Source organism: Devosia sp. Z6_126, from assembly GCF_058133495.1.
Genome location: NZ_JBYUNO010000003.1, coordinates 820,522 through 842,090, shown reverse-complemented (window position 1 = coordinate 842,090; position 21,569 = coordinate 820,522). Strand labels below are relative to the sequence as shown.

The following is a 21,569-nucleotide window of genomic DNA, read 5'->3' as shown; positions in this document are numbered from 1 at the left end:
CCCACGCTTACGCAGGCTTGGGGGAGGGCGCCGTAGCGGCTTGGGTTTGAAGAACTGTAAACACGCGCTGGCCGATCTGTGCGATCACATCCTCGATCTGGTCACGGTGCCCGCTATAGCGCTGCGTCATGACCGCCATGATGGCCACATGTCCATTTGCTGCCGTGAATATGCCAGCGTCTGAGGCGATAAACGGGAAGAAGTTTGCGGTCTTGTGTTCGCAAACCATCCCGGAGGCATATCGAGGCAGCATAGTCTGCATCTGCTGAGCACGCAAAACGCCCCGCATGAATGCACACCCTTGCGCGGACGCCGCCCCGTTGCGGTAGATTGTCCCAAGCAGATCGACCAGGCCGCGAGCCGATGCGAGGCTGAATGGTTGCCCACCTTCGAAATGGTACGCCTTTCGCTGATCGAAATAGGTGATGTGGTCGAGTGGCGGGTAGCCGCGATGATAAAGGTCGGATGGGCTGAAGTCTTTGGCCTGCGGATTGATCGAACTCACGAGCGCGGAGAACCAGGCGAGTGCGTCTCCTGTTATTTCGACGCCCTGAATGGCGAGCGCGGCCATTTCCCGCGTAACGGCGTCCGGCCCACCGATCGCACGAAGGCAAATGTCGGTAGCCGCATTGTCACTGACGACGATCATGAGCTTGACTGCGTCGCTCAGCGTCAGCGTTAATCCGGCATCAAGCAGGCTGATCAGGCTGGTTCCGAGCCGGCGATCGTCCTCCTGCAGGGTCCAGCGGGTATCCAGGTCGACGTCGCCGCGTTCGGCTGCGCGCACCACGCTGACAAGGATCGCCAGCTTGATCAGGCTCATCGTGTCCTGTTTCCGCTCCGCGTTGATCCCGATGCTCTGACCCAGGGTCACGAAATCGACGCAGATCGACCATTGCGCGGCAATCCCGGCGGCGTCCCGTTCGATGGCCCATTGAAGATCGGCAAAGGGGCTCCGGTCAGACACAGAGATAGCCCCCATCGACTACGAGCGAGGCCCCCGTGACATAGCTGGCTTCGGCCGAAGCCAGAAAGCAGATCACGCCAGCCACTTCGCTTGGCGTGCCCAGGCGCTGCATGGGAACGCGCGCATCCAGCCATTGCTGGCCCGCAACCGGATCATCCATGATGCGGAGCATTTTGGTATCGATCACCCCAGGGATGACGGTGTTGACGCGTACGCCATCGCGGGCCCATTCTGCCGCCATGCCGACGGTCAGGCCCAAAAGCCCGGCTTTGCTCGCGCTGTAGGACAGCGCCGCATCCCCCGTTCCCATCCGCATCGCACCGGTGGAGGAAACATTGACGATTGCCAGTGGTGAGGTGGAAGCGGCGGCCTTCCGCCGGGCGATCAGGGCTTGGGCGACAAAAAAGCCGGAACGCAGATTAACGTGCTGGTTGAAGTCCCAGTCAAGGGCGTCCACCTCGAGGGCAGGATTGAGGGCATAAACGCCCACAGCATTGACCAGCACGGTCGGGATCGTGTTGGCCGACGCAAGCGCGCTCGCCATGGCGTCACGGATGATGCTGACGCTTGCCAGATCGCATTGCTGCGCCCGGAAGCGCCCGGTGTGACGGCTGACCAGCGCCTCAAGGCCTGCCGCGTCGTTGTCGAGACCGATGACCATTGCGCCATCGGCAATCAGCCGGTCGACCACGGCAACGCCAATGCCTCCCGCAGCGCCGGTGACGATGGCGGTCTGTTTGGCAAATCGGCTCATGGGGTGAATCCTTGCAAAGTAACAGACTGCGAACGGTCCAGATGTGTTCGGCAATGGGCGGCGATTTCACCGCATGGGGCCAGCCACACACCAGTGTGCTGCCGCATCTCCTCGATCATGCGTTCCAGCATTGCCACCCGGCTTGGCCGGCCGATCACCTGCGGATGCATGGTAATAATGCAGTGGCCGCCCAACGCCCGAATACCTTCATATTCCTGCATCCAGATGGACTGAACCGCTGTGGGATCCATCATCGGACGCGCCATTTCGCCTCGCCCGAAGGCAAAGAAGGGCCAGTCGTCGAGCAGCCATTGAATAGGCAGTTCCAGCAAGTCATGGCCCTTGTGCCAATAGGGTTGAAAATCGGCCATGAACTGGCTGGAATAGCTCAGCCCATGGGCTACCAGCAGGTCCAGCGTGTGGGGCGATACATCCCAGGAAGGAGAGCGATAACCCGTGGGGCGGACTCCGATTTTGCCTAACAACTCGATCGTGCGGACCAGTTCCGCTTCTTCCCCGGCGCGATCAAGTGACTGGGGCGCGGTATGGGTGTAGCCGTGCACACCGATTTCATGGCCCTCATCGACGAGGCGCTGGATGAGCTCAGGATATCGTTCGACATTCTGGCCAACCACAAAGAAGGTTGCCTTCACCTCTTGGCGGTGGAGCACGTCGAGGACCAGGGGCAAGCCCACCCGGGCACCATAGTGGCCGATGGAGAGTACACCTGGTCGACGGGCGTTGTCCGGGTCGAAGCCAACCCAGACGGTCTCGGCATCGAAGTCGAACGAGAGAGATGCTGCAGCGGATTTGCCCTGAGGCCAGGTAACGGGGGACCTCATTGTGCTTGCTCCTTGCTTGCTCGGTTTGTTGAGGGGCGCACCATCTGGGTCACGCGTTCGCCCAGGGAAGCGAGGCCTCCTGGAAGAAAACGCAGGGTGAGCACGATCAGTACGGCAACCACCATGAAACGCGTGCTGCCGAGGTCAGCCATTTGTTCGGTGCCCCAGGTGATGATGAACGCTCCCAGTATCGGCCCGAAAATCGTGCCGGTGCCGCCGAGGATGGTCATCGACAGGATCAGGGTCGTCAGGGAGAACGAGAAGACGTCCGGAGAGGCAACGATCATGTAGTGGGCGTAGATCGATCCAGCTATGGCGGGAAAGATCGAGCTGACGATCAGGGCCAAGATGTGCTGGCGCCGCACGGAAATGCCACGGCTGACTGCATAATTTTCATTGTCCCGGAGTGCGACAAGGCTCAGCCCAAAGCTCGAGCCAACGATGGCACGCAACACCAGGGTCGAGACCAGCAGCAAGGCCAGGACCAGGTAAAGGGAATTGCGCGGATCGCCCGTGAGATCAATCCCGCCCACCGAAAGGCTCGGCACCCCCACCAGACCGACCGCCCCGCCAGTCAGCCAGCGCTGGCTGATGATGAGGGCGACGCACAGTTGCATGAACGCGAAGGTGACCAGCGCAACATAGATGCCCCGCAGACGCAGCGCGAGAAAGCCGATCACACCGGCCAGCACGCACACCGCTACAACTGCCCCCACCAGGGCGATCCAGCTGTTGATGCCGTAGTGAATGGTCAAGATGGCGCTGACATAGCCGGCGATGCCGAAAAAGGCGACATGGGCAAAGTTGAAAACGCCTGCATAACCGATCGTCAGGTCCCAGTTGGATGCGACGACGGCAAACAATGCTCCCAGCACCAGCAGATTTCGCAGAACGGCATCTCCGACCAAGGCGGGCACGACCGCCAAGAAAAGCGCTGCCACGATGGTCCACGCGATGGACGAGCGTCGGCTGGAAATGGTCATGATGGTTTTCCCATGAGGCCCTGTGGGCGGAACAGCAGTGTCAGAATAAGGACACTGAACAGGACGACGGGCGTCCAATAGATGCCTACATAGTACGAACTAAGGGCTTCGATCAGCCCGATGAGATATGCCGCCAGAATGGTGCCAGGAAGGCTCCCCAGGCCGCCGAAGACGACAACGAGGAACGCCCGCAACAGGGGGGCGGTGCCCATCGCCGGGCTGACGTTGAACAGCCCGCCGATCATGATGCCCGCCAGTCCCGCGAGCACTGCGCTCAAGGCAAAGGTCATCAGATACATGCGCTCGACACGAATGCCGAGAAGGCGCGCGGACTCTCGGTTCTGGGCGATTGCCCGGATGGCCAAGCCATGTTTGCTGGTTTTGAGGAACACCGCCAAGGCAATCAGGATCAGCGGCGCCAGCACGATGACGACGAGGTTCTGTGCGCTCATCCCCGCACCAAGAACAACAAAACTGCCCTGGGCGAACTGATCGAGCACCTTGAGCCGCCCGCCGAACAGCATCAACGCACCGTTCTCGAGAAACATTGCGCCCGCAATTGTGGTCATGATGACCGTCAGTTCTGCGTTTGGCGACGCCAGCCAGGGCCGGACAAGCACGGCGTATAGCAGGGCCCCGAAGAGGGCCATGAACACCACGGAACTGAGCAAGCCGGCGAGCAGGCCAAGCCCCAGACCATCGGGTGCGGAGACGTACCAGGCAACGAATGCGCCCATCATCAGCAGCGTGCCGTGGGCGAAATTGAAGACGCCAAGCGCGCCCCAGACCAACGACAATCCGCTCGCCATCAGAGCGTAGATCGACCCTGAAACCAAACCTGCAACAATGACCGCGCCCATCAGTGCGTTCCTCCGAAATAGCGTTCCACGACCTGCTGGTGGTCCAGGGTGCTCTTGTCGGTAATATCCAGCTCAACCCTGCCGCTTTCTATCAGCAGCAGGCGGTCGCAAATGCCGAGCAGCAGGTCCACGTCTTGATCTATAACGATGAGTTTGACGCCAGTACGCGATATGTCCTTGATCTTGGTCGCGAGCTCCTTGCGGATTTTAGGGGCAAGGCCCAGTGTAGGTTCGTCAAGGATCAGAAGGCTCGGTTGACCCATCAAGCCAACGCCAATGGACGCCATCTGCCGCTCGCCGCCCGAAAGCGTCTGGCAGCTTTGGTTTCGCCGTTCCGCCAGTCGAGGAAAGAGGGCAAACACCTGCTCAAGCGTCGCGTGTCGTTTGCTCCACGCCCGGCGCGAATAGGCACCAAGGGTCAACGCTTCGGCCACCGACATGCGGGGAAAAAGTACATTGCCCTGTGGCACGTGGATCAGCCCTGCTTCGACGATCTTGTGGGGAGCGGCCCGCGTCAGATCGAGCCCGTCGAAATCCATCTTTCCGCCGGTGGGACGAAGCAGGCCCGAAAGTGTCTTGAGCAGCGTGCTCTTGCCGTGCCCGTTTGGGCCGAACATCCCCAGCGCGCCTTCCGAACCGGTCGAAAAAGAAATCCCCTTGAGGATCTGCACGCGTCCATAGCCACCAGTTACCTGGTCAACCGTGAGAGCCATTATTCCGCTCCTTCGTTCTGGCCGCCGAGATAGGCTTCGACCACTCGCGGATCATTGGCCACCTCTTCGGGTGTGCCCTCCATAAGCTTGCGGCCGAAATCCATCACCAGCACGCGGCTGGACACGCCGAACAGCAAGGGCAGAATGTGTTCGATCAGCAGCACGGCAATACCGTCCTGCCCGAGGCCGACGATCAGGTTGCGGGCGTCCTCGACCTCCTGGGGCGTCAATCCGGAGGCGGGTTCATCAAGCAGGATCAGCTTGGGCTGCAGCAGCATCGCCGTCGCGATCATCAGCCGTTTGGTTTCAAACACTGTCAGCGTAGCCGCCGAGGTTTCCAGCTGCGAACCAAGCGAAAGCCGCTCTGCAACGCGTTCGATCTGCCGTAACGCCTCTGCTCCCGAGAGACCGGCGCCATAGCGGGCTGCAACCTGCAGGTTTTGCCTCACCGAAAGGGAAGGGAAAGCAGTTTCCTTCTGGAATGTCCGCGCCAGTCCCGCGCGGGCCAATCTATGGGCTGACAGACCGGTGACATCATGACCATCAAACTTCACCGTGCCGGTATCGGGGCTAAACGGGATTTTGGTTATGAGATTGAACAGGGTGGTCTTGCCGGCGCCATTCGGGCCGGCAATGCCGACGATCTCGCCCGGTTGTACAACAAAGGACACGCGATCGACCGCGACGAGCGATCCGAAAGACTTGCCGATATCACGTACTTCGAGAACCGGGCTAGACGAAGGATTGACCATTGGGAATATGCCTCAAGGCCCCACCGCGGAGCGGTGGGGACGTTGCTTATTGCATCCAGGGGGAGGTGATGTAGTCGGTCTCAGCCACTGCCGCAGGTGCGATCAGGGCCGTGCTGCCGTCTTCCTGAACCTGGTAGAATAGGGTTGGCATGTAATCGTCACCCTGAATTGCCAGGTGCGTCGCTGGATCGAATGCGAGGCGGCCAGAGGGGGTGTCCACGTCCAGCTTACCTATGCACTGACCGACGGCCAGGCGGTCGGTCGGGTCGATCCCCTGGTTCAGGCACAGCGCGTAGAGTTGCACTGCATTATAGCCAGCAATCGAGAAGTAGCCGCCCGGCCCAAACCGCTCGGCGAACTTGGCCGCTATTTCCTTGGTATCCGAACGGGTATCAATAGCGCCGCCAAGCATCGAATACATCACGCCAACCGCCTGGTTGCGGGTGATGGTCTGGAACTCGGGGATTGAGGGTGCATATTGCAGGAACAGCAATGAATTGGTGGGCTGTTCGTAGAACTGGTTGAAGAAGGTCGCCGAGCCCGAGGCCGACCATTCGGTGTTGACGATCACGGCTGGATTGACATCGCGGATGCGCGCAAGCTGTGTGCGCCAGTCGTTTACCGACTGGAAGGGTACGGTATCCTGCCCAACCACATTCCAGCCCAGTGACTTGAACGTTTCAACGAGGCCATTGGCGATCGTGCTGCCATAAGGGTCATCCGAGCCGATGACGAACACGGTTTTGTCTGCCAGCTTGAGCTTGCCTTCTTCCGTCAGGCGATTCAGCAGCGGGGGCAGGTCGGTGAAATAGCCGTCATAGTTCGGCACACGCGACCAGACGGTGGGGTAGTTGTCCGGGTTTGCAGCAATGATCGCTTCGGTCGACTCAGCGCCACCAGAGATGATGTAGGGCATCTGGGCCTGTGCCATCAGGTCGATCTCAAAGTTCGACGTGCTGGCGTAAGGGCCGAGGACGATGTTGAGCCCCTCGGTGCTATTGAGGCGGCGGAATGCGGTCACGACGGCGTCGTTGCGCATTTCCGTAGCGTCGGCCTCAACGAGCTCGAACGTATAGCGCTGGTCCCCCGCGCAGACGCCGCCCGCCTTATTCAGTTCTTCGGCGGCAAGGCCTGCGGCGCGGGAATAGTCGCTGGCGTCGGCAGCCGTTGGGCCGGTCATGGGGGCCAGGATGCCGATGCGCACAACGCTGCTTTCGGTAGCGTCGCAAGTGGTCAGCTCTTCCACGGTAGGGGCTGCCCGCATCTCGGCGTGCGCTGCGTTGGCAGCAAGGCTGGCTGCGAGAAGTGTCGTCGTACAAAGGAGTGTGTGATAGGCCGAAAGTCTGTCAGATTTGGTCATCATGCTTTCCCTGGGTCGAGGTTTAGAACGGGCTGGCCGGCAGCGCTTCTCAGGATGGTGGACGCCGCGATCTTGGCCCGGGTGAGAAGGCTGTCAGCAATGATGTATTCTTCTGAAGTGTGGGCTGCTCCGCCCACAGGACCGACGCCACAAAGCGTCGGGATCCCCAGCGAGGAGGGGAAGCCCGCGTCCGAGCAGCCGCCAGTCATCTGGGTGTTGATATTCACGCCCAGGTCACGAGCCGCTCCGATATAGGTCTGAGCCAATGCCGCGTTCTGCTCGTTATATTCCATGGGGTTAAAGCGCCCCATGGCCTTCAGGCGAGACAGGGTGCGTGGCACCGTTGTCTGCCCTACCGAGGCTTCGATGGCGGCCAGAATTGGTTCAGCCAATGCTGCCTTGGTAAAGCGAATGTCTGCGAGCAGAAACGCCTGGTCGGGGACAGTGTTGATTGCGGAGCCGCCGCCCACCTTGCCGATATTGACGGTGATACTCTCGTCGATCTCGGCAAGAGCGTAGAGTTCGCGTGCCTTTTCGACCAACTCGGCAATGGCACTGGCGCCGGAGTAGAAGTCCACGCCCGAGTGGGCGGACACCCCATCCACATCGACGCGGATGAATATGCCGCCCTTGCGCTGGGTGACGATGTCGCCATTGGCCCGGCCCGGTTCTGAGTTGAGCACCAGGTCGTGCTCGCGCGCTATGGCCTCGATATGGGGTCGGGAAATAGAGGAGGCGACCTCTTCATCGACAGTGAACAAGGCGGACACGGCAGGGGCACTATCGGCGCATGCAGCGAATGCCGACAATACGGCGGCGTTCATCACCAGCCCGCCCTTCATGTCGGCGACGCCGGGACCAAAAAACCGGCCCAATCCTTTGGAGAACGGCCGGCTCTGGGCTGTATTGGCAGGAAACACCGTATCCATATGTCCCAGCAACAGCGCACCACCTGGGCTTACTTTGTGGGGAACCGAAGCGCTGAGTAGGCTCGGGCCAGCACGGGGAGCAATTTTGGTAGTTTGGGCGTCATTGGAACGCAGGAACGCCTCGATTTCATCTGCGACCGCAGAAATCCCTTCGTGATTTTCGGAGCCGCTGTCGATGTTGACCAATGTTTCGAGCAGACGGGGCAACGCTTCGGCCCGCGCGTCAAGCCAGGCATGAATACGCGACTCGATGCCGCCAGGAGCTGTCATCTGACCCATGCTCACGCCTCGGCCGATCCGTGCAGTGTCCCGCGCGAGCGGCTCAACAGCGCTGCAGCCTCCACTACGCGACGCCCGAACCGGGCTTCGAATTCATCCACTTTCCAGTTGCTCATGCTTCCGGCGATATGGATGGAGGCTACCGGCTGGCCCGTGGCGTCGAGAACAGCTGCTGCAACCACGAGCTCGTTTGGCGAACTCTCTTCCACCGCCAAGGCATAGCCCTTGGCCCTCGCCTCTAGCACCTTCTCGAAGACGGCGTCGGCTTCAATCAAAGTGTGCGGCGTCAGCTGACGGCGGTCCGACCGTGCGATGATGTCTTGTGCTTGCACATCGGATAGGCGCGCAAGTGCGGCCCGGCCCCCAGCCGAGCAATAGCTGGGCATCCGGCGGCCCACCAGTGTCGAGTATTGCGGGTATTCCGTGCGGCCCTGTAGACGGATGGCGTAGATGATGCTCTCGCCGTCAAACAAGCTTAAGTTCGTGCGCTCGCCGCAATCCTTGCGCAATTGCAGCAATACCGGCGTGGCCTCCGTGACGAGCTGGTTTGTTCGCAGGAAATAGAAGCTGAGATCGAGCACTTTGGTGCCCAGACCCAGCCGTCCCGAGCGGGAATCCTTTTCAAGATATCCCGCGGCTACAAGCGTGTGGACGCTGCGTTGCGCTGCCGATTTATCGAGTCCCGTCAGCTTCGCGACATCGCCAAGGCTCAGCCCCTGATCAGCGTTCGCAAACACCTCCAGAACCTTCAGTCCCTTGGCAAGAGAGCGCACGAACAAGGAAGAACTATCGTCCAAGACAACCCCTAGCTGTATTGATATGCGATACGTTAAATCATATTAAGATACACCGCATTGCTACGCAAGCGGAAATCTTGCAGGATGATGATCTCAATAGGGGATCCAAATGGAATTAAGCGGTAAAATTGCCTTGGTGAGTGGCGGCGCGCGCGGCATTGGCGGCGCCGCAGCAACTGAACTGGCTCGGAGCGGCGCTACGGTCTACGCGGCCGATATTCTTGATCCGGCGAAGTTTGAATCGGGCGCCCAGCATCAACGCTATCTCGACGTTCGCGAGCCCGATCGATGGCAGACCTTAGTGGGTCAGATTATCGCCACGCATGGCCGGCTCGATGTTCTGGTGAACGCCGCCGGAGTTACCCAGAGCCGCTCTGGCATCCACGATGCCGACCTGGACGAGTGGCACAACATCATCGCCGTCAACCAGACCGGCGTCATGTTGGGGATGCGGGCCGTCATTGCCGCCTCGCTCGACCGCTGGCCGCTGTCGATCGTGAATGTATCCTCGATCTGGGGCTACGCGGGTGGCGCGGGGCAAGTTGCCTACCACGCAAGCAAGGGGGCGGTGACCGTTATGACGCTCAATGCTGCGGTGACCTATGCCGATCGCAACATCCGCGCCAATGCCGTCCTTCCCGGACTGATCGAAACGGAGATGGTCCGCGACCAAGACCCAGCAATGCGCGCTGAAACGCTCAACAACACGCCCATGAAAAGGATTGGCCGACCGCAGGAAGTTGGGCAGGCAATTGCCTTTCTCGCCAGCGATAGCGCCAGCTACATTACAGGCGTAACTCTGCCTGTCGATGGCGGATTCTTAGCGCGTTGATCGCCTGCGAGAGATCCTAAATAGCTCGCCAAGCTGCAAGGTCCGCTTCCCCGGCAAACCGCTTAGAAGCGACCGTCGGCAATCCACCCCGTTCCTGCCGATGCAGGCCGTGAGGCACAAAGGCAGGGAATGGGCCACAGCAGACAGGCTGCTAAGCCAGCTCGACTGCAAGGGTTATGGCAAAGCTTACGTGGTCCCTTTCGGTACGGTTCCGTAAGACGTTCCCAGCAGGCGAACGCCGCCTTGTTACGCTAATCGGGCGGGCCAGTGGCGAACTATCGACTAATTTATAGGTTGCGCCGGGAACTGGTCGTTGTAGAGCTCGGCGTAGGCGGCTTCCTTAGCCAGCAGCTCATCATGTGTGCCCTGCTCAACGATGGTGCCGCGCTCCATCACGAGTATCAGGTCGGCATTGCGGATGGTGGACAGGCGATGGGCGATCACGAACGAGGTGCGGTCGCTGCGCAAGGCCGACATGGCCTGTTGCAGCAGCAATTCGGTGCGGGTATCCACCGCGGAGGTCGCCTCGTCGAGAATAAGCAGCGCGGGGTCGGACACGAAGGCGCGGGCAATCGTCACCAGCTGCCGCTCGCCCCCCGAAAGGTTGGAGCCTTCCTCGTCGATCATCGTGTCGTAGCCCGCCGGCAGGGAATGCACGAAGCGATCCACAAAGGTCGCGCGGGCGGCCTTGAGGATTTGCTCGTCAGTGGCGCCGGGGAGCCCATAGGCGATGTTGTCGCGGATGGTCCCCTGAAAGAGCCAGGTGTCCTGCAGCACCATGCCGATCTGGCTGCGTAGCGTGCGCCGCGGGATGGAGGAGATGTCGACGCCATCCAGCGTGATCCGGCCGCCGGTCACCTCGTAGAACCGCATCAGCAGATTGACGAGGGTGGTCTTGCCCGCGCCGGTGGGGCCGACGATGGCTACCGTCTGGCCCGGTGCGACGACCAGCGAAAGGTTTTCGATGAGCGGCGTGTCGGGCTGGTAGTAGAACGACACGTTCTGGAAGCGCACCTCGCCGCGGCGTGCGTCCAGCGCGGTCACGGGGCCGGGGCGGTCCGGCCTTTCCTCCTTGGCATCGAGCAGCTCGAAGACCCGCTCGGCCGAAGCAACGCCCGATTGCATCAGGTTGGCCATGGAGGCCACCTGCGTCACCGGCTGGGTGAACTGCCGGGAATACTGGATGAAGGCCTGCACATCGCCCAGCGACATGGTGCCGTTCGCCACCCGCACTCCGCCCAAAACGGCAATGACGACATAGTTGAGATTGCCGATGAACATCATCAGCGGCATGATGAGGCCGCTGATAAATTGGGCCCCGAAACTGGCGCGGTAAAGCGCCTCGTTCTCGCGAGCGAACACTGTTTCGACTTCGCGCTGGCGCCCGAACACCTTGACCAGCGCGTGTCCGGAAAATGTTTCCTCGATATGGGAATTGAGCCGGCCGGTTCGCCGCCATTGCTCGACGAACAAGCCTTGGGATGGGCGCATCACCACCCGGGTGACCGCCAGGGATAATGGGATCGAGACCAGCGCCACCAGCGCCAGGAGGGGGGAGATCAGGAACATCATCCCCAGGACGGCCACAACGGTTAGCAGGGAAGTGAGCAGCTGACTCATGGTTTGCTGCAGCGTTTGGCTGACATTGTCGATGTCATTGGTGACTCGACTGAGCAGTTCGCCCCGCGGCTGCCGGTCGAAATAGCTCAGGGGCAGGCGGTTGACCTTGTCTTCGACCTCGGCGCGCATGCGCAGCACGGTGCCCTGCACGACATCGTTGAGCAAAAAGCCCTGCAGCCAGGCCAGGAGCGAGGCAGCCATATAAACCCCCAGTGCCCAGAGCAGCACTTCGCCCACGGCGGTGAAGTCGATGCCCTGGCCGGGAACGAGGCTCATCGAGGCGACCATGTCGGCGAACTGGTCATCCCCCCGCGCGCGCAGCGTGGCTACGGCCTCCGCCTTGCTCAGGCCCGCCGGCAGCTGTCCCCCCATCAGTCCGGAAAAGATCAGGTCGGTGGCGCGGCCCAGGATCCTCGGCCCAAGGGCGGTGAGCGCCACACTCACAACCGCCAGCGCCACCACGGCGAGGGCTTTGGAGCTTTCGGGCGCCAGGCGCGCCAACAGCCGACGCGCCGAGGGTCCAAAGGACATGGCTTTCTGGCCGACCATGCCGCCGCCGAAATGGCCCCCGGCGCTCGGCGGAATGCGCTCGGTTTCCTTCAGCCGCCCGTCGCCGGTTGCCTCGGCGGGCGGCGAATTGCTCCTGTCTGGCGCGGTCATGCCGCCTCCTCTGCGCGCAATTGCGAAGCCACGATCTCGCGATAGGTCGCGCAGCCTTCCAGCAGTTCGTCGTGGCGGCCCCGGCCCACGATCGAGCCATTGTCGATCACGAGGATCAGGTCGGCGTCACGGATGGTGGACACGCGCTGGGCGACCAGCACCACGGTCGCGTCCCGGGTGACTGGATGCAGGGCGGCCCGCAAACGCGCATCGGTGGCTAGGTCCAAGGCGCTGAAAGAGTCATCGAACAGATAGATCTGCGGCTTGCGGATCAGGGCCCGCGCGATGGACAGGCGCTGGCGCTGGTCGCCACTGACATTGGTGCCGCCCTGGGCGATGGGCGCATCGAGCTGCTCGGGCATGGCCCTGACGAAGTCGAGCGCCTGGGCGAACGCCCTGGTCGCTCAACTCGACGGCTTTCGCCGCGGGTTTGCCGAGGTGAATGGGACGCGGCTGCACTATGTGCAGGGCGGGGAAGGAACGCCGATCCTCCTCATGGCGGGGTGTCCCCAGACCTGGTGGGCGTTCCACGAGATTATGCCGAAGCTGGCGGAAAGCCACCGCGTCATCGCGGTCGATATCCGCGGCATGGGGGCATCGGACAAGCCCGAGGGTGGCTATGATAAGAAGAATATGGCGCGGGACATATACGAGCTGATCAAGAGCCTCGGATTAGAGAAAGTCCATATCGTCGGCCACGATATCGGCGGGCACATCGCGTATCCGTTCTCTGTTCTCTACCCCGAAGCAACCCTGTCGACGACCTATCTCGACGTCGGCGGACTTCCCGCATCAACTTCCCAGATGACGCTCCTGCCGCCCCAGGTTCTGTCGGGAGAATTCAGGAAGGACTTCTTCATCTGGTGGTTCGCCTTCCATCAGGTGCATGGCATGCCCGAGCAGCTGATCGAGGGACGGGCACATATCTACCTGGACTGGTTTTGGGACTCGCTCCTCTACGATCAGGACGCGATCACCGAGTTCGATCGAGCCGTTTACGCTCACGCGTACAACACGCCTGACGCGATCCGCGCCGGAGACGGATGGTACCAAGCCTATCCGCAGGATCTGATCGACAACGCTTCCTTTCCCGAGAAAATCGATGTGCCCTCGCTGGGCATCGGTGGCTTGGGCTACGGTTTGCTGGCTGATTTCATGGAAAATCGGATCGCCAATCCCAAGATCGTTCAGCTCGATGTCGGTCATTACGTCGCCGAGGAGGCCCCCGAATCGGTCACTGACCTGATCCTGGACTTCATTGGCAATAGCGAAGGCCAGTAAGCTTCAATGGTGTCGATCACCCCGACGCCATTCCCATCGCTCAGACAGCAACATGGAGGGATGCTCCATGACGGACGAATTGTTGAAGCAGTTCTATCTTCATTACATCCAAGCAGCGAACGCGCGGGATTTCAGTGCCATCGCGGATTTGATCAGCCCTGATGTCACCATAAATGGCCGATCCTACAGGCGGGATGACGTGGTGGATTCCCTCAAGAGCATAGTCCAGGCTGTGCCGGATTTCACCTGGGAGGTCGAAGAATTGTTCGTAGATGATGATCGTATCGCCGCCCGGCTTCGCGATACCGGAACCCCCGGGCAAACCTGGCTAGGCCTAGAGCCAACTGGCTGCCGCGTCGATTTCACCGAGTTCGCCAGCTACCGGATCCGAGACAGTCGCTTCGCCGAGATGTGGTTCTCAATGGACTACCAGGCCATTGCCCGCCAGCTCGGTGTGCTGCCTTGATAATTTTACGTGATCTCAGCCATCCGATGCTGATGCACGAGTGACCCTCGTCAGCACGAAAACGCGGACCGAACGGCTGGAACGGGGCGCAGTCTGTCGGCAGGAACCGACCCCCTAGGCCGCCCCTCCGCGCAAGATTAGCCGATACTTGAAGCCGCCATTCGCTGGGTGAAAGTGGCGTCGAGCATGGTTAGAAAGGCGCGCACGGCGGGGTTGGCGCGTCGGCTTGCCGGCCAAAGCACGGTGACGTTATTTCGCTCAACGGCGAACCTGGACAGCACTGGGATCAATTCGCCCCGCTGCACGTAGGGAGCTGCCATGAAGGAGGCGCCTACCCCTATCCCACCACCGGCTGCCAGCATGATGAGCACGGCCTCGCTGGCATCGGCGAGCACACCGGCATTGGGCACGATCTCGATTTCACGATCGCCAATCCGGAAGGGCCAGCGAAATGCCTGGCCCGTGCTCTGATACCGAAGATTGACGGTGTCGTGCCCTCCGAGGTCATCGGGGTGGGTTGGGGTGCCGCGTTCCTCGAGATAGGTTGGCGAGGCGAAGCAGCAAAGCCGATGGGGCGCGAGTTTGCGTGATAGAAGTCGGGTGTCAGCCAGATCACCGATGCGTATGGCGACGTCGATCCCTTCCTCGATCATTTCCACCATCTGGTCACCTAGCCTGAGATCGACGACCAGGTTCGGGTGGAGCCGGCGGAAAGCCGGTAAAGCGGGAGCGATCAGGTGGAGTCCGATCGGCAGTGACGCCGCCACGCGCAACGTCCCCGATGGCTCCGAACGGGCGGTCATTGCCATCTGCTCGATCTCCTCCGCCGCGCGGAGCAGACGCAGCGCGCGCTCATGCAGGTCGCGTCCTTCGGGCGTGAAGGCCAGCGAGCGTGTCGTACGGGTAAACAGCGACACCCCCAAATGCCGCTCAAGTCGCTGGACACTCTTGCTGACTGCCGAGGGGGAAATCGACAGCGCGCGCGCCGCTGCCGTGTAGCTGCCCAGCGATCCCGCACGCGCGAAGGCGATAATGCCAGTGAGCCGGTCCAGAGTGATATGTTCCACCATGGCATTACTTAATCTCCTTCTGCACCGATTATCAACCAGCAGTGCTGCCGCTAAATCCGCCAATGACAATGAGAAGCGGAGATTTGACCATGAGCGACGAGATGAAGGCAGTTCGTCTGCACGCATTTGGTGGTCCAGAGGTGCTGATGTACGAAGACGCGCCCAGGCCGGATGTGCAGCCCGGCGAGGTGCTTGTTCGGGTCCACGCGGCAGGGCTTAATCCGCCCGACTGGTATCTGCGGGACGGCTATCGAGCGCTGCCGCCAGAATGGCGACCCAACGCATCCTTCCCACTGATTCTCGGCACGGATGTGTCGGGCGTCGTTGAAGCGGTTCACCCCGACGTCGGTGAGTTCAGCATCGGCGACGAGGTCTACGCGATGGTTCGCTTCCCTGACGACCTAATGACGGGAAGCGGCGCCTACGCGCAGTACATCAGTGTGCCGGCATCGCATCTTGCATCCAAACCAACCGGTATTGACCATATTCATGCGGCTGGCGCACCGATGTCGCTTTTAACGGCATGGCAGTTCCTGATCGAGCTTGGTCATGACGAGCCCAATCCGTTCCAAGCCTTCCGGCATGAGCCGGTGCTCCTTGATGGCAAGACGGTGCTGATCAACGGCGCCGGGGGCGGTGTCGGGCACCTGGCTGTCCAGTTGGCGAAATGGCAGGGCGCTCGCGTCATCGCGGTGGCATCGGCCAAGAACGAGGCGCTGATGCGAGATCTCGGCGTCGATCAGTTCATCGACTACAAGACGATCGCGACGGAAGAAGTCGTCCGAAACGTGGACCTTGTCCTCGACGCAGTAGGCGGCGCGGACATGGAGCGCTTCTTACATGTTCTGAAGCCGGGCGGCGCGCTGTTCCTGGTTAACCCGCTGGGTTTTTCTGGTCACGCGGAGCCGAAGAAGCTGGGGATTACGGTCTCATCCACACAGGTTCGATCCAATGGCGCGCAACTGGCAAAAGCCGCCCAACTGCTCGAGGACGGCATTGTGCGTGTCGTCATCGACAGCACATTCGCGCTGGCCGAGGCATCGCGCGCACATGAGCGCGCCGCCCACGGCAGTATTCAAGGCAAGATCGTGCTGTCCGTCTGATTTGTTGCTGTCAGCCGCCCGATCGTGGGAAGTGCAGACGGTCGAGCGCGATCCACCAAGGTAAGCCATGATGCTGATTGTTACCGGCTATATGTATGTCGAGCCCTCCTTGATTACCGAGTTTGTCGAGGATCTCCAGAAACTCGCCATCACTGCGCGGCAGCGGGACGGAAATCTGTCCTATGACGCGGCTGTGGACGATCCGCATGCTGGCCGCCTCCTGATTGCCGAGCGGTGGAGAGACCAGGCCGCACTCACTGCTCATCTCCACTCTCGCGACACGGTCGCGTTCGTTGGCCGGTGGGGTGACGCCATGAGAGGTGAAATTCTCAAATACGACGCCCGGCGTGAACGTGGCTTGATGGACGAGTAACAAAGTACGCCAATCAGCGCCGCCCCCACACTTTGCACGTTACGAGAAGATTATAGGAGGCCTAGCTTTGACAAACAGCCCCATCGATGCAGGCGCCGGCCCAATTGGACTTTACGAGCGTATGGGCGAGCGCGCGACGCAGCCCTTCGCGATCCAGTTGCTCGACCAGTTGATGCCGCTCGATGGCTTGGCGGTGATTGACGTCGCAGCCGGTACTGGTGGACTCGCGGTCGCTGCGGCAGAGCGCGGCGCATGGGTAACGGCGACGGATATCAGTCCGGACATGGTGGCGCGCAGCGCGGAGCGGCTCCGATCCTTCAAGAATGCCCGCACTGAGGTGGATTTCACATCGCTCGGCACAGCCGGTGCAAGCTACGATGTCGCCATCTCGCATTTTGGCATTCTTGCTTTTCCGACATGGCGGGTGGGGCTGAACGAGTTGCTGCGGGTCACCCGCCGCCAGGGTCGTGTTGGGCTGACAATGTGGACCCAGGAAGACGATTGCTCACCGGCACATCTGATGCGGCGTGTGTTCGCGCAGCTTCATCCGGATCGCGAACTATGGCCGGCAGGGATGTTCCCTACCTTCTCGCAAGACGAGCTGAGGGAGAGCCTGTTGGAGGCTAGTTGCTCCACTGCCAATATTCACGTCGCTCAGGCAGACTGGAGTCCTTACTCCTCACCCGACGTGGTCAGCGAGTGCGACCCGATGTTCCGCGGTTTTCCGGGGTATGCTGCCTTGAGCCCCGATGAGGGTGAAAACTTACGTGAGGCGTTGCAGCAGGCCTTCAATGGCTATGCCGATGCACAAGGTATTATCCGGCTGCCCACTCGCGCCTTCATGATTGTGGCAACGAGTGGCTGATCATCTCGGCCTCGGCGCCTTGCGGCGGTGGGGCCTAGCCCAGCCGGGCGACTTGTTCTGGACTGCAGGCCAATGAAAGTGAACTAACATCGTCCAGCACTTGCTCGGCCGCTTGCGCCGATCAGGACGGAGGAAACCACCAACCGGGCTTCAAGCCAGCCGACCCGCTGTTTTATCGACGGTCCTCGCCCATTGCGCCCGCGGCTGAGACGGGACCGCACCGCGCGGTCCCTCTTGCTCCCGCGAGGCTCAGTGCGGACCGTCAGACCAGGCATCCCAGTCGGCGGTCCGGCTGGCATAGACTTGATCGATCTGTGCCCGGCCGCTGCCAAGCAGCAGGTGCAAGGGCGGGTGGGGGGCATCCACAACTGCCAATATTGCGGCAGCTGTTGTACGGGGATCACTGGCGCCCCCGGCCGGATACGCCGCCGCAAGTTCGTCTCGAAGGGGCCCGTAGGCGTCGATCGGCTGGGCAACGACCATCGAGGACGCGCTCGTGAAGTCCGTAGCGTGCGGGCCTGGCTCGATGATCGTGACGTTGATGCCCAGCCGCGCGACTTCGCCGGCAAGGGCTTCACCCAAGCCTACGACCGCGAACTTGGCCGCATTATAGAGCCCACCGCATGGTGTTGCCATGATGCCCGCGGTGCTGGCCACAGTCAGGATGTGACCAGACCCTTGGGCGCGCATGATCGGCAACGCAGCTTTTACGACTGCCAGCATGCCAAAGAAGTCGGTGTCCATGACGAGGCGCGCTTGTTCAATGCTGACCTCCTCTACCGCGCCGACCATCCCGAAGCCCGCGTTGCACACGACGATGTCGAGCCGGCCGAAATGATCGTGGGCCATGTGAACGGCCTTGATCGCGGCATCGGAGTCGGTGACGTCGAGCGTCAGCGGAAGCACCTGATCGCCGAACCTTTCGGTCAGTTCGACAAGAGAGGCTGGGTCGCGCGCGGTGACCGCAACCTTGTCCCCGCGCTTGAGTGCCGCCTCCGTCCAGATCCGACCGAAGCCGCGTGATCCGCCGGTGAGAAACCAAACTTTTTCAGCCATTGTGATGCCCTTTCGTGTTTTCAGAAACATGGAACTGGTGTTCGTTTCGACAGGACCAAAGATGTCTCCTGTGATCCCTGCGGACTAGCTGGGATGAACTTGCAAGCCTTGTGAATGGGGCTCAGCAATGCATCGTGACACTTGGGGTGACATGGCAGGGCGAGACAGTGACCATCCGGTCTCACGAACAAGGCGCGGTGCCCGCTACGGTCTCGTGAGCCGCTGGTGATACGAACCAGACCCTGGGGCAGGTGAGGTAACGGGTACCTGCGCCGAGGAAATGAGTCATCGGCTTGGGTGGACCTTCAGCATGAGGGTCGACACGAAGCTCAAGGCCAGAACCGCCGCGCAGGCAAAGAATACCATCCGCGAACCACTGTGGTCGAAGATCCAGCCGCCTGCTGCCGCGCCAATGGTGATGGCGAGATTGGCCGTTGCCACCAACAAGCCGCCGCCGGACTCCGCTTCATCGGGTGCGACGCGGGTGGCCCATGTCGACCAGGAAACCGGAATAATGCCGAAGGCGAAACCCCAGATGGCGGTGAGTGCCGCGTCGGCAAACGCGTTGCCACCAAGGGTCGCCAGCAGGATGGCCAGAACCGCAAGCAGAAGGGGCATTTTTGCCAGCGTCCCGAACATCGAGCGCTCGATCAGCCGGCTGCTCACTGAATTGCCCACAAAGGTGCCGATGCCGAAGATGAGCAGGATGGAGGTGACACCCATCGCGCCCGCCCGCGTCACCGTTTCAAGAAACGGGCGAAGATAGGTGAAGAAGCCAAAGTGGCCACTGAACACCAGCAGGAAAGCCAACATTCCCAAGCCCAGGCCCGGCCGGCGCAAGAGGCCAAACACGGTACTCAAACGTGCAGCTTGCTCGGAACGCATGGGCGGCAGCAGCACCAATTGCGCGAGAAGAGCAAGGGCGCCCAAGCATGCCGCTGCCACAAAAACGGCCCGCCATCCCCAGAGATCGCCCAACAAGCTGCCAAGCGGCGCGGCAAACACGGTAGCCGCAGAAACGCCCCCGAACAGGATTGCCAATGCCTTGGCGATGTCTTTTTCCGGGACCAGCCGCATCATTGTCGCCGCGGACAATGCCCAGAAGCCGCCAAGCGAGATCCCGAGCAGCGTGCGGGCGAGCAGCAACAGGTTCAGCGAAGGGGCCACGGCCACAAGGAGATTGGATGCGACCAGCAGAGAGGTGAGAAAAATCAGCACCTTGCGGCGATCCACGCGACCGCTCGCGGCGGCAACGAGCAGGCTGGCAAGGACGGCCACGCCGGCAGTCACGGTCACAGCCTGGCCGGCCATGCCTTCGGTGACCTGAAGGTCGTGGGCCATGGAAGTGAGCAGGCTTGCCGGCAGAAGCTCGGCTCCAACGATGCCGAATATGCCAAGGCTCATAGCAAGCACGGCTCCCCATAACGGCAAGGAGGGCGCATAGGCGGTCGATGTCATGGCGGATATTCCTTGAATATGGGCTGGACTAGGACCGGACGATGGGGCGTGCCCGGGCCAAATTGGCCATCAGCTCTGGCCGGGTTTGGCGCTCCTGCTTCCACGCCGGTTGCCCGGGAGCGCTGCGCCAGGATTGGCTGAGCGGACTATGGTCCACGGTGTCGAAACCGAACTGGTCGTAAAGCCGGGTGACGAGGTCTACGGCTTCGGAGAAATTGCTTGAAGTTGACAGCGCTAGCCGGTCGGGGGCTCCGGCCGGTCGACCCCAGCTATTGATCCGGGGCGCCTGGATATGGGTGAAGGCCTTGACCACTTTCGATGTGGGAAGCTGCTCCTGGCGCAGTTCGTGCACAGTCTTTTCGCCGGAATCGACGAGGGGGAAATGGCCGTCACGCCAGATCATGTAGTTGTTGGTGTCGAGCACGACCTTGCCCGCGAGTTCGTCGACGGGCATGTCGTTGATCAACTTGAGCGGCACTGCCACGACCACGAAATCGGCTGCGGCTCCAGCTTGTGCCGCAGTTGCGGCTTGAGCTGATGGCCCCAGTTCTTGAACGAGGTCGCGCAGCGTTTCAGGGCCTCGTGAATTGGCCAGCACGACGTGGTAGCCATTCGCGATGGCTGCGCGCGCGAATTGCGTGCCGACTTCGCCTGCACCGATGATGCCGATCGTGGTCATGACAGCTCCTAGACGGACTGGGCCAGGAGCTTTTCAGATGCCAAGGCCGCCAGCCACATCGATAATGCCGCCCGTCATGTAGCCGGCATGCGGGCCTGCCAGGAAACAGATCACCTCTGACACTTCCTCGAGTGTGGCGATCCGGCGGATAGGGTGCAGATCCAGGAAAGCCTCGGGAGCAACAGTGCCGCCGAAGACGTTCGCCATCATGTCGGTGGGCATCGCGCCGGGCTGGACGACGTTGACCGTGATGTTGCGTCCACCCAGATCTCGGGCGACACCCCTGGCGTAGCCGTTGATGGCGGCTTTGGCTCCCGCATAGTCGGCAACACCGGTAACCAGAGCATGGGTGCCGTTCAGCGAGCCGATGAAGATGATGCGGCCACCATCGGAGAGCACCGACGCTGCCGCCCGCGTGGTCGCCACGACGCCCATGACGTTGACTTGCCACTGCCGGTCGAGAGCGGCCGTATCCAGGGCGAGATCGTCGACCATCTGCCCCTTGGCGACGATCGCCGCGTTGTTGACGAGGATGTCGAGCTTGCCAAAATGGGCCAGGACCTTTTCAATCAAGGGTTTTGCCGCGGCGGTGTCAGCCTGATCACTTTGGATCGCCAGGGCGCGCACACCCTTCGCCTTGAGCTTGTCGACCAGTGCTTCGGCTTTCCCGGCGGAGGCAACATAGCTGATGGCGACATCTGCGCCTTGGTCAGCCAGCGCCTCAGCTGTGGCGGCACCCAAACCGCGCGAGCCACCAGTCACCAGGGCAATCTTGCCTGTTAAGATATTTGACATGAGAAGTCTTTCATGGACGACCAGCTACCGGCCGGGCGTATAATGCGGCGAAATCTATTGCATAACGTCGGTTAC

General features: G+C 61.2%; 23 protein-coding genes. 6 read left to right on the top strand and 17 right to left on the bottom strand.

The window, feature by feature from the left end; all coding sequences use genetic code 11:
- Positions 1-7: 7 nt before the first annotated feature.
- The 10 genes from AC3YOG_RS16290 to AC3YOG_RS16245 are packed head-to-tail and all read right to left on the bottom strand — an operon-like array spanning position 8 to position 9,236.
- Positions 8-967 (bottom strand): serine hydrolase, encoded by a 960-nt coding sequence (locus tag AC3YOG_RS16290; RefSeq protein WP_489935826.1) that lies wholly within the window; start codon positions 965-967, stop codon positions 8-10.
- Positions 960-1,721, bottom strand: a complete 762-nt coding sequence (locus AC3YOG_RS16285) for an SDR family NAD(P)-dependent oxidoreductase (RefSeq protein ID WP_489935825.1) — start codon at positions 1,719-1,721, stop codon at positions 960-962. Before AC3YOG_RS16285 ends, AC3YOG_RS16290 begins: the two co-directional genes overlap by 8 nt.
- The gene (locus AC3YOG_RS16280) at positions 1,718-2,563 is read right to left on the bottom strand and encodes a polysaccharide deacetylase family protein (RefSeq protein WP_489935824.1); all 846 of its coding nucleotides are present in this window, start codon (positions 2,561-2,563) and stop codon (positions 1,718-1,720) included. The genes AC3YOG_RS16285 and AC3YOG_RS16280 overlap by 4 nt, the downstream gene beginning before the upstream one ends.
- The gene (locus tag AC3YOG_RS16275) at positions 2,560-3,546 is read right to left on the bottom strand and encodes a branched-chain amino acid ABC transporter permease (RefSeq protein ID WP_489935823.1); all 987 of its coding nucleotides are present in this window, start codon (positions 3,544-3,546) and stop codon (positions 2,560-2,562) included. The genes AC3YOG_RS16280 and AC3YOG_RS16275 overlap by 4 nt, the downstream gene beginning before the upstream one ends.
- Positions 3,543-4,406 carry a branched-chain amino acid ABC transporter permease gene (locus tag AC3YOG_RS16270; RefSeq protein ID WP_489935822.1) on the bottom strand — a complete coding sequence of 288 codons (864 nt, stop codon included), beginning with the start codon at positions 4,404-4,406 and terminating at the stop codon, positions 3,543-3,545. Before AC3YOG_RS16270 ends, AC3YOG_RS16275 begins: the two co-directional genes overlap by 4 nt.
- Positions 4,406-5,077 (bottom strand): ABC transporter ATP-binding protein, encoded by a 672-nt coding sequence (locus AC3YOG_RS16265; protein WP_489935821.1) that lies wholly within the window; start codon positions 5,075-5,077, stop codon positions 4,406-4,408. Before AC3YOG_RS16265 ends, AC3YOG_RS16270 begins: the two co-directional genes overlap by 1 nt.
- A gap of 41 nt (positions 5,078-5,118) precedes the next feature.
- On the bottom strand, positions 5,119-5,871 hold the full coding sequence (locus AC3YOG_RS16260) for an ABC transporter ATP-binding protein (RefSeq protein ID WP_489935820.1): 753 nt from the start codon (positions 5,869-5,871) through the stop codon (positions 5,119-5,121).
- A gap of 46 nt (positions 5,872-5,917) precedes the next feature.
- Positions 5,918-7,231, bottom strand: a complete 1,314-nt coding sequence (locus AC3YOG_RS16255; protein WP_489935819.1) for an ABC transporter substrate-binding protein — start codon at positions 7,229-7,231, stop codon at positions 5,918-5,920.
- Positions 7,231-8,439: a M20 family metallopeptidase gene (locus AC3YOG_RS16250; RefSeq protein ID WP_489935818.1), complete on the bottom strand. Its 1,209-nt coding sequence runs from the start codon at positions 8,437-8,439 to the stop codon at positions 7,231-7,233. Before AC3YOG_RS16250 ends, AC3YOG_RS16255 begins: the two co-directional genes overlap by 1 nt.
- A gap of 2 nt (positions 8,440-8,441) precedes the next feature.
- Positions 8,442-9,236, bottom strand: a complete 795-nt coding sequence (locus AC3YOG_RS16245; protein ID WP_489935817.1) for an IclR family transcriptional regulator — start codon at positions 9,234-9,236, stop codon at positions 8,442-8,444.
- A 109-nt stretch (positions 9,237-9,345) separates the two neighbouring features.
- On the opposite strand from AC3YOG_RS16245, the gene AC3YOG_RS16240 reads away from it, so the two are divergent.
- The gene (locus AC3YOG_RS16240; RefSeq protein WP_489935816.1) at positions 9,346-10,068 is read left to right on the top strand and encodes an SDR family NAD(P)-dependent oxidoreductase; all 723 of its coding nucleotides are present in this window, start codon (positions 9,346-9,348) and stop codon (positions 10,066-10,068) included.
- A 282-nt stretch (positions 10,069-10,350) separates the two neighbouring features.
- Here AC3YOG_RS16240 and AC3YOG_RS16235 read toward each other — a convergent pair whose 3' ends face one another.
- Positions 10,351-12,348 carry an ABC transporter ATP-binding protein gene (locus AC3YOG_RS16235; RefSeq protein WP_489935815.1) on the bottom strand — a complete coding sequence of 666 codons (1,998 nt, stop codon included), beginning with the start codon at positions 12,346-12,348 and terminating at the stop codon, positions 10,351-10,353.
- Positions 12,345-12,710: an ATP-binding cassette domain-containing protein gene (locus AC3YOG_RS16230; RefSeq protein WP_489935814.1), complete on the bottom strand. Its 366-nt coding sequence runs from the start codon at positions 12,708-12,710 to the stop codon at positions 12,345-12,347. The genes AC3YOG_RS16235 and AC3YOG_RS16230 overlap by 4 nt, the downstream gene beginning before the upstream one ends.
- Between AC3YOG_RS16230 and AC3YOG_RS16225 the strand changes: the two genes are divergently transcribed.
- Complete coding sequence (locus AC3YOG_RS16225) at positions 12,709-13,629, top strand: alpha/beta fold hydrolase (protein ID WP_489935813.1); 921 nt, start codon at positions 12,709-12,711, stop codon at positions 13,627-13,629. The genes AC3YOG_RS16230 and AC3YOG_RS16225 overlap by 2 nt on opposite strands.
- 67 nt (positions 13,630-13,696) lie before the next feature.
- Positions 13,697-14,095, top strand: coding sequence for an ester cyclase (locus tag AC3YOG_RS16220; protein WP_489935812.1), 399 nt, complete (start codon positions 13,697-13,699; stop codon positions 14,093-14,095).
- 137 nt (positions 14,096-14,232) lie between these two features.
- Here the strand turns inward: AC3YOG_RS16220 and AC3YOG_RS16215 are convergent, their stop codons facing one another.
- Positions 14,233-15,165, bottom strand: a complete 933-nt coding sequence (locus AC3YOG_RS16215) for a LysR family transcriptional regulator (RefSeq protein WP_489935811.1) — start codon at positions 15,163-15,165, stop codon at positions 14,233-14,235.
- An 89-nt stretch (positions 15,166-15,254) separates the two neighbouring features.
- Between AC3YOG_RS16215 and AC3YOG_RS16210 the strand changes: the two genes are divergently transcribed.
- The 3 genes from AC3YOG_RS16210 (at position 15,255) to AC3YOG_RS16200 (ending at position 17,506) form a co-directional block, all read left to right on the top strand.
- A complete protein-coding gene (locus tag AC3YOG_RS16210; RefSeq protein ID WP_489935810.1) occupies positions 15,255-16,268 on the top strand; it encodes an NADP-dependent oxidoreductase in 1,014 nt (337 codons plus the stop codon).
- A 67-nt stretch (positions 16,269-16,335) separates the two neighbouring features.
- Positions 16,336-16,641: a putative quinol monooxygenase gene (locus AC3YOG_RS16205; RefSeq protein WP_489935809.1), complete on the top strand. Its 306-nt coding sequence runs from the start codon at positions 16,336-16,338 to the stop codon at positions 16,639-16,641.
- 67 nt (positions 16,642-16,708) lie between these two features.
- The gene (locus AC3YOG_RS16200) at positions 16,709-17,506 is read left to right on the top strand and encodes a class I SAM-dependent methyltransferase (RefSeq protein ID WP_489935808.1); all 798 of its coding nucleotides are present in this window, start codon (positions 16,709-16,711) and stop codon (positions 17,504-17,506) included.
- Between the two features lie 249 nt (positions 17,507-17,755).
- Here AC3YOG_RS16200 and AC3YOG_RS16195 read toward each other — a convergent pair whose 3' ends face one another.
- The 4 genes from AC3YOG_RS16195 to AC3YOG_RS16180 form a co-directional block, all read right to left on the bottom strand.
- The gene (locus AC3YOG_RS16195) at positions 17,756-18,592 is read right to left on the bottom strand and encodes an SDR family NAD(P)-dependent oxidoreductase (RefSeq protein WP_489935807.1); all 837 of its coding nucleotides are present in this window, start codon (positions 18,590-18,592) and stop codon (positions 17,756-17,758) included.
- A 255-nt stretch (positions 18,593-18,847) separates the two neighbouring features.
- The gene (locus AC3YOG_RS16190; RefSeq protein ID WP_489935806.1) at positions 18,848-20,020 is read right to left on the bottom strand and encodes an MFS transporter; all 1,173 of its coding nucleotides are present in this window, start codon (positions 20,018-20,020) and stop codon (positions 18,848-18,850) included.
- Positions 20,021-20,048: 28 nt separating this feature from the next.
- Positions 20,049-20,699, bottom strand: a complete 651-nt coding sequence (locus AC3YOG_RS16185) for an NADPH-dependent F420 reductase (RefSeq protein WP_127754283.1) — start codon at positions 20,697-20,699, stop codon at positions 20,049-20,051.
- A gap of 33 nt (positions 20,700-20,732) precedes the next feature.
- Entirely contained in the window at positions 20,733-21,494 is a 762-nt protein-coding gene (locus AC3YOG_RS16180) for an SDR family NAD(P)-dependent oxidoreductase (RefSeq protein ID WP_489935805.1), read from the bottom strand.
- Between the last annotated feature and the right edge of the window lie 75 nt (positions 21,495-21,569).